This window comes from Neorhizobium sp. SHOUNA12A (assembly GCF_023006505.1).
Taxonomy (GTDB): domain Bacteria; phylum Pseudomonadota; class Alphaproteobacteria; order Rhizobiales; family Rhizobiaceae; genus Neorhizobium.
This window is the reverse complement of sequence record NZ_JALBGV010000136.1, coordinates 1-10,769: the sequence shown is the minus strand read 5'-3', so window position 1 is coordinate 10,769 and position 10,769 is coordinate 1. Positions and strand designations below refer to the sequence as shown.

General features: G+C 56.2%; 9 protein-coding genes and 1 pseudogene. 1 reads left to right on the top strand and 9 read right to left on the bottom strand.

All coding sequences use genetic code 11. From position 1 onward, the window contains the following. Nucleotides 1-467: 467 nt before the first annotated feature. The 8 genes from MOV63_RS30965 to MOV63_RS30930 form a co-directional block, all read right to left on the bottom strand. Nucleotides 468-2,078, bottom strand: coding sequence for an AMP-binding protein (locus tag MOV63_RS30965; protein WP_247039526.1), 1,611 nt, complete (start codon nt 2,076-2,078; stop codon nt 468-470). A gap of 63 nt (nt 2,079-2,141) precedes the next feature. After that, complete coding sequence (locus MOV63_RS30960) at nt 2,142-2,669, bottom strand: hypothetical protein (RefSeq protein WP_247039524.1); 528 nt, start codon at nt 2,667-2,669, stop codon at nt 2,142-2,144. A gap of 12 nt (nt 2,670-2,681) precedes the next feature. Next, nucleotides 2,682-3,608, bottom strand: coding sequence for a nucleoside hydrolase (locus tag MOV63_RS30955; RefSeq protein ID WP_247039521.1), 927 nt, complete (start codon nt 3,606-3,608; stop codon nt 2,682-2,684). Nucleotides 3,609-3,625: 17 nt separating this feature from the next. Further along, nucleotides 3,626-4,462, bottom strand: a complete 837-nt coding sequence (locus tag MOV63_RS30950) for an ATP-binding cassette domain-containing protein (protein WP_247039520.1) — start codon at nt 4,460-4,462, stop codon at nt 3,626-3,628. Further along, nucleotides 4,459-5,436, bottom strand: a complete 978-nt coding sequence (locus MOV63_RS30945; RefSeq protein WP_247039518.1) for an ABC transporter ATP-binding protein — start codon at nt 5,434-5,436, stop codon at nt 4,459-4,461. Before MOV63_RS30945 ends, MOV63_RS30950 begins: the two co-directional genes overlap by 4 nt. Beyond that, nucleotides 5,433-6,272 (bottom strand): ABC transporter permease, encoded by an 840-nt coding sequence (locus MOV63_RS30940; protein ID WP_247039516.1) that lies wholly within the window; start codon nt 6,270-6,272, stop codon nt 5,433-5,435. Before MOV63_RS30940 ends, MOV63_RS30945 begins: the two co-directional genes overlap by 4 nt. Continuing rightward, nucleotides 6,269-7,210, bottom strand: a complete 942-nt coding sequence (locus MOV63_RS30935; RefSeq protein WP_309500856.1) for an ABC transporter permease — start codon at nt 7,208-7,210, stop codon at nt 6,269-6,271. The genes MOV63_RS30940 and MOV63_RS30935 overlap by 4 nt, the downstream gene beginning before the upstream one ends. A gap of 78 nt (nt 7,211-7,288) precedes the next feature. Beyond that, nucleotides 7,289-8,773: an ABC transporter substrate-binding protein gene (locus MOV63_RS30930; protein ID WP_247039512.1), complete on the bottom strand. Its 1,485-nt coding sequence runs from the start codon at nt 8,771-8,773 to the stop codon at nt 7,289-7,291. Nucleotides 8,774-9,111: 338 nt separating this feature from the next. Between MOV63_RS30930 and MOV63_RS30925 the strand changes: the two genes are divergently transcribed. Next, entirely contained in the window at nt 9,112-9,279 is a 168-nt protein-coding gene (locus MOV63_RS30925) for a hypothetical protein (RefSeq protein ID WP_247039510.1), read from the top strand. A gap of 216 nt (nt 9,280-9,495) precedes the next feature. Here MOV63_RS30925 and MOV63_RS30920 read toward each other — a convergent pair. Beyond that, nucleotides 9,496-10,384: pseudogene (locus tag MOV63_RS30920) on the bottom strand (ribokinase). Between the last annotated feature and the right edge of the window lie 385 nt (nt 10,385-10,769).

The following is a 10,769-nucleotide window of genomic DNA, read 5'->3' as shown; positions in this document are numbered from 1 at the left end:
TCTTTTACAAACAGTTTTCGGCTTCGTCAAGAAGAGTTTTAGGTTTGAAATAATCAGTTGATTTGAGTTGGAATGAACTGATCGGTGGATGCCCCTTTTCGACCGCCTTCGTGACCTTGCCCCCAAGTTTTATCCAGTTTTGAGTTCGCTCCAGCGGTTTACTACTGCTGCCACGCCTGGCGCACATTGCAAGACCGCCCTTGGAAGATCATTTCCATCGGCCGGCGGCAATGGGCGCATGGGTTCTGATCAATGAGGATTGGTATAAGTCCCGCAATTAAAGGCTGATTGGCACCAATTCGCAAGAAGAGGATTTATTCGCTGTCTGAAGCCTAAAGAAAAAGGCTCGCAGGCTAAGCCTGCGAGCCAAACGTCAACCGTTCGGAGAGGGAAATTGTCCGAGGTTGACAAGAATAGGCCTTACCGGTTGAACTTTTCCGGCCTGAGCTCAATTTTTGATCCTTCTTTCACCTAAGCCGGAAGCGCTGGATCTTTCCGGATTCCGTCTTCGGCAGCGCATCGGTGAACACGATCGAACGCGGATATTTGTAAGGGGCGATGACCGCCTTGACGTGATCCTGCAGAAGCTTGACGAGCAAGTCGCTTGCCTCGAAGCCTTTCGCCAGCACCACATGCGCCTCGACGATCGTGCCGCGCCCATCGTCCGGCGCGCCGATTACCGCGCATTCCAGCACGGCATCGTGCTTCAGAAGCGCGGCTTCGACTTCCGGGCCGGCGATGTTGTAGCCGGCCGAGACGATCATGTCGTCGGAGCGGGCGGCGAAGTGGAAATAACCGTCCTCGTCCTCGACGAAACTGTCACCGGTCAGGTTCCAGCCATCCCTGACGTATTCCTTCTGGCGGTCGTCGGCGAGATAACGGCAGCCGATCGGTCCCTTGACCGCAAGCCTGCCGATCGTGCCGCGCGGCACTTCGTTCATGTCGTCGTCGACAACGATCGCCTCGTAACCGGCAAGCGGCTTGCCGGTGCAGGCGGGCCTGGAATCGCCGAGCCGGTTGGAGATGAAGATATGCAGCATCTCCGTGGCGCCGATGCCGTCGAGGATCGGCTTGCCGGTCTTCGCCACCCATTCGTCGAAGACAGGCGCCGGCAGCGTCTCGCCGGCGGAAACGGCGATGCGCAGCGAGGAGAGATCAGCGCCGGCATCCATTGCCGCCAGCATGGCGCGATAGGCGGTCGGCGCGGTGAAGCTGATCGTCGCTTTATAGGTCTCGATGATCTCGATCATCTTCGCGGGCGTGGCCTGCTCCAGAAGGGTCGCAGCCGCGCCGAAACGTAAGGGGAAGACCGCGAGGCCACCGAGCCCGAAGGTGAAGGCGAGCGGCGGTGAACCGACGAACACGTCGTCCGGCGTCACGTCCAGCACTTCCTTCGCATAGGCGTCGGCGATGATCAGGATATCGCGGTGGAAATGCATGGTCGCCTTCGGCACGCCAGTGGAACCGGACGTGAAGCCGAGCAGGGCGACATCGTCGCGGCCGGTTTTCACCGCCTCGAAACGCACCGGCTTGTTGAGCGCCGCACGATCGAGTTCGGCGTCATGGTTGGCGGTGCCGTCGAAGCCGATCACCTGTTTCAGGAACCGGCTTTCCTTGGCGCAGGCGACCAGTTCATCCATCAGCCGCGTATCGCAGAGCGCGATCGAGATTTCCGCTTTGTCGATGATCTTGGCGAGCTCGCCGGAGCGCAGCATCGGCATCGTATTGACGACCACCGCGCCGGCCTTCGTCGCAGCCAGCCAGCAGGCAACCATGGCCGGGTTGTTGGCGGAACGGATCAGCACCCGGTTGCCGGGTTTCAGGCCGTAGTCCTCGGTCAGCGCCTGGGCGATGCGGTTCGTCCAGTCGGACAATTCCTTGTAGGTGCGGCGGCGGCCGTTGCCGATGAGCGCTGTATTGTCTCCGAAGCCGCGCTCGACCATGCGGTCGGTGAGTTCGACGCCCGCATTCATCCATTCCGGATAATCGAAGCCACCAAGCCTGATTTCCGGCCACTGATCCGGCGGCGGAAGATTGTCGCGGGCAAACGTATCCAGATGGCCTGACGGTCCCAGCATATTTTCGTTCCCATGTTTTTGTTGCGACCGCGATGCTAATATCGCGGAGACACGGGCGGCCTGTCAGCCTTCACGACACTGCTCAGCGCAGGTTGCCTCCCAAAACGCACGTCCTTTTTCCAACTGTGGGACGGTTGGCCGCTCAGCTTTCCCGGGCAAGGTGTCGGGTGTGGGGAGTACAGCTTCCCACCAACCATGAGCACACATCGAGCGGAACGCCATCTGATCGGAAATGGTAGTGCCTTCGGCCGCCAGCGCTTCGTCTAGGGCTTTCGTCGTTGCGCGCATGCGTTGGTCATTTGCGTCACTTGCGTCGTTAACATAGTCGTAGAAGGTCGCCGTGAAGTTTTCCATCTCGTTGGCGATGTGTGGCCAATCGTTGCGCGGCACGTACCAGGCTTCCAGCCATTCTGCGACTACGGCCTCGACAGCCTCCACCTTGGGCTTAGCTTTGTTTTTCGCCGCGGTGAGACGCATATGGCGCATTAATTCCGCGCGAGCGTGAATATGTCGGGCCGCGATAGCTGCCTTCTGCATCACTTCTATGGCCGCAGTAGCCTCGTGCTGAAGTTCTTCCACATAGTGGCTCATTTTAGATTCCTGTCAGGACAATGATGATGTTGTTTCGATGACGCGATTCAACAAGGATTCCGCATCTATTGTATCGATTACCAATGCGTTGGCTGGCTTTTTGAGGCGATTATTCCAGTCGACAGTGGAGCGTCCACGTAATGACCCGTCACCCATTTCAATCTGCACAAAGCAGTCGCGCCCCCCAAACAACTCGGGCCAGAGCAGGTAGGCGATTACGCACATATCATGGATGGGATGACCGACACTGCCTAGACTGCTTGAACGTGGACGGGCCAACATACCACTGATTGCTCGTCCGGTAGCGGTGCCCGCAGCCGCAAAGCGGGCGATCTGCTCGTGGCTGCAGATTGCCCTTAAGGTGACGTTGAGTCCGAACATAACGATCGGTACGCCAGCATCGAACACCACGGCCGCAGCATGCGGATCAACGTAGAAATTGAACTCAGCTGCGGGGGTGATATTTCCAAGGTTCATCGCTCCGCCCATCAGGACAATGCGCTTCACCTTAGGCTTGATGTCGGGCGCAAGCCTCATTGCCAGCGCGATATTGGTCAGAGGTCCAAGTGGGCAAAGCGTAACGGAACCGTCGTCTGACCCCCGCAAGGTTCTGATCAGAAAGTCTACCGCATGTTCGGTTTCAGGTGCGCTCACGGCACCTGGTAGACCGGCGCCGTCCATACCGTCGAGCCCACAGACGAATTCGGCTGTCTCCAGCGCATAGATCAATGGGCGTTCCGCACCCTTGTAAACGGGTGCCCTGCGCCCTGCGACATCCATAATGCGCAAAGCATTCTCTGTGGTTTGCACAACCGGGACATTTCCCGCAACTGCACAGACACCAAGCGTTTCCAGGCGATCACCCGCAGCAAGCGCCAGAAAGATGGCTACCGCATCGTCCTGCCCGGGATCGGTATCAATGATGATTTTTTCGCGCATGGTGTTTCCTGCAGTGATCAATTGGGTATCGCCCTAAGCGGTGGTTGCGCCCTGCGCATTGCTTCCGGCTTGAGTACAGCGGCGAGCAGTTTGCGTGTATAGTCGTGCTGAGGCTTGGCGAAGACGTCCGCCGCCTTCCCCTTCTCAACGAAAACACCGCATTGCATGACCGCGACCTCATCAGCCACTTGGCGCACAACTGCAAGATTGTGACTGACGAAGAGGTAGGCGATGCCATAGCGCTCACGCAGATCGTGCATCAGATTGAGTACCTGCGCCTGTACTGAAACGTCCAAAGCCGAAACCGGTTCGTCCGCTACGATCAATGCGGGACGGGTTATCAGCGCGCGAGCAATGGCGATCCGCTGACGCTGCCCCCCTGAAAATTCATGGGGAAACTTTTCCGCATCGGCAGCGCGTAATCCGACAGCTTCAAGCGCCTCCCCGATACGGGTACGCCGCTCGGATGAGGTTCTTGCTTCGTGCAATGCGTCAAGCGGATCAGCAACCGAGACGCCGATCTTAAGGCGCGGGTCGAGCGACTCATAGGGGTCTTGGAATACCATAGACAGATTGCGTCGCACTTCGCGCAGGCGGGCTGACGACATTGCGAAAAGGTCTTCTCCATTCAGCTTGACCGAACCGGACGTTGGCGTTTCGAGCGCCATGACCGTACGTGCCAGAGTGCTCTTGCCGCTGCCACTCTCTCCGACCACTGCTAAACTCTGCCCTGGCATGATTTGAAGGCTCACACCGCCCACCGCCCTGAGCACAGGATGCGGGCCGAATAAACGTTGGCGTTTCAGACGATACTCGCAAACAAGGTCTTCAACCTGAAGAATATATTTTGTCATGCGACAACCTCTGGAACTTTGATGCAGCGCGCCAATTGCCCAAGTTTGCCGGGCGACAGTGGGGGCTCAGCGTCTCGACAAGCGGGGACTACGTACCCGCAACGGTCAGCAAACTTGCAGCCATGCGGTAACGCGAACGGAGACGGCACAACGCCGGGGATGGTATACAGACGTGCTCCGATATCTTCCTGCGCCTCCGGCAACGCACCGAAAAGTCCACGCGTATAGGGATGCGAAGGCGCGTCGAAAACGTCGGCTACCGTGCCTTTCTCGACTGCCTGCCCGGCGTACATCACCATCACGTCGTCACATAGCCGCCCGATTACCCCAAGGTCGTGACTAATCACAATCAGCGACATGCCCATGTCGGCGATAAGCTTCTCGAGGAGTTCAAGTATCTGCAGCTGAACTGTGACATCGAGCGCCGTCGTCGGCTCGTCCGCGACCAGGAGATCTGGTTTGCAGGCTAAAGCCATCGCGATCACGACCCGTTGTCGCTGCCCGCCGGAGAACTGATGGGGGAAATCACTGAGGCGGGCCCCCGCGTTGGGAATGCCAACCAAATCCATCAGATTTCCCGCTTCTTCAATCGCCGCGCGCGAACTAAGCCCCTTGTGAAGGCGCAGTCCTTCGGCAATCTGCTTACCGACGGTGTGTGCCGGATTGAGCGCTGTCATAGGCTCCTGAAAGACCATGCCGATCCGCGCACCACGCACAGCGCACATCGCTCCTTCAGACAGCTGAAGGAGATCGTTCCCTTCAAGCATAATACTTCCGGAGGTTTGCGCGCTATCAGGAAGCAGGCGCATAACTGCGAGTGCAGTCATCGACTTTCCGCAACCTGACTCGCCAACAATGCCCAATGCCGCGCCTTTACGAACGTCGAAGCTCAGATCACGCACGATTGGGACATAGCCGCTGTCGGTACGCAGCGACACAGACAGATTTTGGACGGAAAGCGTGTTTTGCATCATCGTAACCGCCTCAGTCTTGGATCAAGTGCATCCCGCACGCCGTCACCCAGCAGATTGAAACCGAGCACGGCAAGGGCGATCATCAGGCCAGGAAAGATGGCCAACGTAGGAGAGAGGGACATGTTCGTTTGCGCTTGGGCCAACATTTTCCCCCAGCTGATGGCAGGTGGTTGCAGTCCGATCCCCAGATAGGAAAGGCCAGCCTCTACGATGATGGCGAGCGCGATCTGTGTCGTGGCCTGGACAATCAGCAGGCCGCCTATATTCGGGAGAATGTGGCGCAAGGAGATATGAAGCGCACCCCGTCCATTGGTTCGGGCGGCCGCCACAAACGCCTTGCTCCAGACTTCTATCGCCGCCCCGCGTGCCAATCGCCCAAACACGGGTATCGTAAAAATAGCAATCGCCAAGATTGTTGGCGTTGCGCCGACACCAAGCAGCGCTGAGATCACGATCGCCATCAGAACGGCGGGAAACGCATAGGCGAAATCGCAAACGCGCATGAAAATCTCTTCGACCCAGCCCCGGAGGGCCGCTGCGGCAAGGCCGAGCGCGCCGCCGAGCGTGGCGCCGATCATCACCGCAAGGACAGCAACGAACAGAGCGTTTTGCGCGCCCACCATGATTTGGGACAGGACATCTCTGCCGAATGGGTCCGTACCCATCCAGTGAGCCGCCGTGGGGGCCTGCAGCCGCAATGTCATTGCCATCTGATTGGGCGGATAAGGCGTCCAAAACAAGGATCCGATCGCCATGGCCATCACGGTGATAACCAATAGGAAGCCGATCACGAGACTTGGATTTCGGCGCGCGATGGTAAGAGCAGCTAGCGTCATCTTTGCCTCAGGCGCGGGTTGATAATGGCGTATGAAATGTCGACCAGGAAATTAATGATCATGATCAACGCTGCGATGAGCACCACCACATTCTTGATCACTACCAGGTCTCGCTGGGTGATTGCCTGAAAAATGAGCCGGCCAAGCCCAGGAAGATAAAAAACGTTTTCAACAATGATGGATCCGGCGAGCAGGAATGTGAACTGCGTTCCCATCACGGTGACGACCGGAACCATCGCATTGCGTAGAACGTGCTTCCAAAGCGTCGAGCTGCGTGTAAGCCCCTTAGCGCGCGCCGTGCGGACGAAGTCCTGATCAAGCACTTCCAAGACGGAGGAGCGAGTAACACGTGCGATAATCGCGGCCTGTGGCAGTGCTAACGAGATTGCCGGCAGCAGCAGCGCCTTGAACGCGTCAAAAGGACCGGCTTCCCACCCTGGAAAACCACCTGAAGCGAACCACCCCAATCCTATTGAGAAGACAAGGATCAGCAGAACCGCAAACCAGAAGTTCGGGATAGCCAACCCAAGCTGGGTGAGGAGGGTCACAATCACGTCCGGTGCCTTGCCACGGTAGCGCGCCGCCAAGGCTCCCAATGGCAATGAAATAACAATGGTGATTGCGATCGCTAGCAAGCCGAGCGGAATTGTAACAAAAAGTGGATCCCAAATCAGCTCGGTTACCGGTACCCGATAACGGAACGACATTCCGAGGTCACCCGTTACAAAGCCAGCAAGCCAGTGAAAAAAACGCAGCCACAATGGCGTGTCGAGACCAAGTTGCGTGCGCAAAGCGGCCAATGTGTCCTCGCGTGCCTCCGTGCCCAGCATGTCAAGCGCGGGATCCCCGGGGATCACTTCCAGTAGAAAGAACGCCACGGACGCCGTTATGAAGAGCGTCACAATCAATGCGGCGAGACGCCGAACAATGAAGAGCATCAACAACCCGATCTTTAAACATAGTCTTTGAGAGAGGCCTGCCCACGAAAAGGGCGTGGGCAGGCGTTTAGCTCAATGTCATTTCGCCCAATAGGCTTTGGTCAGATCATTCGCCTGCACAGGAGAGTTTTTCCAGAGACCTTGAAGCTTTGCCGCCCAAACGCCCGTTTTCGGGAGTTCGAAGAGATAGACGCCGGCGGCATCATCCGAGATGATGGTTTGAAGCCGGTGATCAATACGCGTCCGCTCGGCCGTATCAGTTGTGGCCTCTAGCTTGGCCACCAGCGTACGGAACTCGTCATTCTTCCAGCCCATGTACCAGTCGTCGCGAGCATAGGTACCGATGTCGCGCGGTTCAGTCTGACCAATGATGGTCATGTCGAAATTCGCATCGCGGAAGACCTGGCTTAGCCATTGCGGCCCCTGGTAAACTTCAATATTGGCCTTGATCCCTACGTCTGCCAGAAAGGCCTGGATGATCTCGCCAGCACGGCGGGTGTAAGGGAATGGTGGCAAGATAAACTTCGCTTCAAAGCCATTTGGATAGCCAGCCTCAGTCAGAAGCTTACGCGCCTTGGCCGGATCATAGGGATAAACCCCCGTCAGGTCGAGGTAGTCAGGATCACTCGGAGGGAAATGGCTGCCGATGGCGGTACCATAGCCCGCGACCGCACCGTCAATGACCGCCTTACGATCAATGGCGTAGGTCATCGCACGGCGGACCCGCACGTCGTTAAAGGGTTTACGACGGTGATTCAGCGGCATGTAAACTTCGGCTTGGGTCTGGCCGACAACTACCTTGAACTGCGGGTTCTTCTCGAACTGCTTAAGAGTTTCCGGGGCGCCCATGAGCGGAAAGGCGTCAACTTCGCCGGTTTGAAGGGCGGCTACCTGCGCTTGCGCGTCGGGGATGATGCGGAATGTGGCCTTGGAAAACTTTGCAGGCTCGCCCCAATAGCGTTCGAAACGCGACAATTCTATGCGATCACCCTTTGCCCACCGATCGAACTTGAACGGACCAGTCCCAATTGGGCGCTGAACGTTAGTGTCAGCGGTAGCGGGCGATACCATGATGGCGTCGCCGGACCCCATATTGTACAGGAAGTCACCAACCGGGCGGCTTAGCGTTATAACGACGGTATATGCATCAGGCGTGTCGATGGTCTTGATCGGCTCAAAAATACGCTTGCCAGCATTGACCGAATTTGGTCCGCGAGCCCGATCGAGCGAAAATTTGACAGTCGAAGAGTCAAACGGGGCACCGTCGTGGAAGACGACCCCCTGGTGAAGCTTGAACGTGTAAGCAAGCCCATCTTTGGATACATCGGTCGATTGCGCCAAGGACGGATATTCCTTGCCGGTCTCATCGATCAGCATGAGACCTTGAAAGACATTGGCGTAAACTATTTCACGGATGGAGCCGGCTACATGCGATGATGGATCGAGATGCGGTGGTTCAGTCGCAACGCCGATGGTTACCGTGTCTTTCTGTTGAGCCAGCGTTACGTTAATATCAAATGCAAGCAACGCTGCGGCTAATGTTAGTAATTTTACGTACTTCATGCCCTGACCCCTCCGATGCACCGATTAGGTACTGTTTCACTTGTCCGCCCTCACCGTAGTAAGGTTCAGTCATTCCGTGAAGAAAGTGGTGGTTCTCTGCTTGGCAGATCTTGTAATTATGCCATATCGCAAGCGACGATACGATTTTTTGTAGCGACGTAATACTTTATGTATTCGCATCCAACAATTCGTCACGTTGGATGCTAATCTCACGTACTGCACCCCACCGTTGGTAGGGATCCGCCAGTTTCTAGAAGTCAAGCTGGCTATACCTGCCATCCTATACAGCTCAGATCACGCCCGTCAACAATTGTTTTAAGTATGAAGGATTTTTCGCGATGATTGAAGTTAGTCAATTTTTGATATATGCTAACGCAGATATTTTTGGGCTGATTTTATTTCATTTTTTTAATATCAAGGTCACTGGTGCATTTGTTATATGCAGCATTTGGAATGCGCTGAATCGACAAAAAAGCCCGCTGGGGGCGCTTCCCCACAAGCGTTAGTTCGAAGTGGTAATGCACCGTTGAGCTGCGTCGTGCTCGCGTGATTGGAACCGATTTCGAAAAGGGTATTTCGAGAACCACTTTGAGCCCTAATGCCGGTCTGATGACGAACGCCATCTGAAGAGCTACTGAAGGAGATCCTCCCGCGCTCCACGAAAAACAAATGCGGACTCCAATAAATGAAAGTTTGGTTGCAGGCGTTAGCAGGATGCCGATTCAAACGTGCATATCAACTGTGGCTGCTAGTGGAATAGAGGACTGCGCGCCTCGACTGAGGCAGGCGCGCGATCCTGCCACGGCCGCTCGACGCAAAGCTGCTTTGAAATCGACGCCCTGGTCGAGGCTTGCCGCGAGATAACCGCAACGTATCTCCTGCGCCGACCTTATCCAGCGGCTCTATATGAAGGCCGCTTGCCTCATAAAATTGACTGGTACGGATTGCAACGACACCGTCAGCGCCAAGCGCGACGACTAAAGTCTGGCCGTTCTCGGCATGTAGCTCTTGAAGCACCTGTTTGCGGGTCTGCCCATCGGAAATCGGTTGGTCGGCGAGTAATCCGAATTCTGGTTCGTTCGCCACAACGATATCGGCCAACCTTGCGAGGCGTACCGCATCCGCAGTCAGCGGCGCCGTGTTGACGATGTTGTGACACCTTTGCTACGTGCCGTTCTAAGGGCTGCTTCAACGGCAATGGGTGGGATCTCTAGCTGCAACATCAAGATGTCGTCGGGCTCCATAGCGTCAACCGCGTTCCTCGCCTGCTTCTCATTGATTGTTCCATTTGCGCCCAGAACCGTCGCGATCATGTTTTCACCCCTGTCGCTGACCAGGATCAGGGCCGTGCCTGTTGCTCCAGCGGTTCTCGCTACTAGGTTAAGATCGACGGATGCTTCATCAAGGAGACATAGCGCGGTCCAGCAAATCCGTCCTGACCAACCGCACCACCATCCTGACAAGACTCCCTGCACGCCTTGCTGCTCGTGCTTGGTTCGCGCCTTTGCCGCCTGCGACCGTGTTGAATATAGATCCCGAGATCGTTTCTCCTGGTTGCGGCAGGCCGTAGCAACAAGGTCCATGCTTATGGGAGCCTAGGACAGTGATCATCGGATAGCCTGTATATGAGGAAGCCGTATAACTTTGCCCGAAGGCCTCAGTTTTCGTCAACCACCCCGAACTTGGGAAACGGATATTGGTCAACTGATCTGGCGAATACTACAGTTGTAGATGGCGGATGAATGGCAATTCGGCGAGTTTTTCAGCGATATCGATCCAAACCGTTCACTGAGCTGATGGGGATCATTTGAGGGCTCGCACCCCGGCAGTGACTGGCGCAGCGCATTTGATCCTGACTGCCACTTCCGAGAATTTGACAAATAGCTAGCACTACTTTGGCAGAATTGATTTTGAGGTCATTTGGAACCTGATACGGCAGTGTGGACATCGTTGTGGTGGATGGTGGTTTGAGAGCGCGGCTATGACGGCGCGTCGG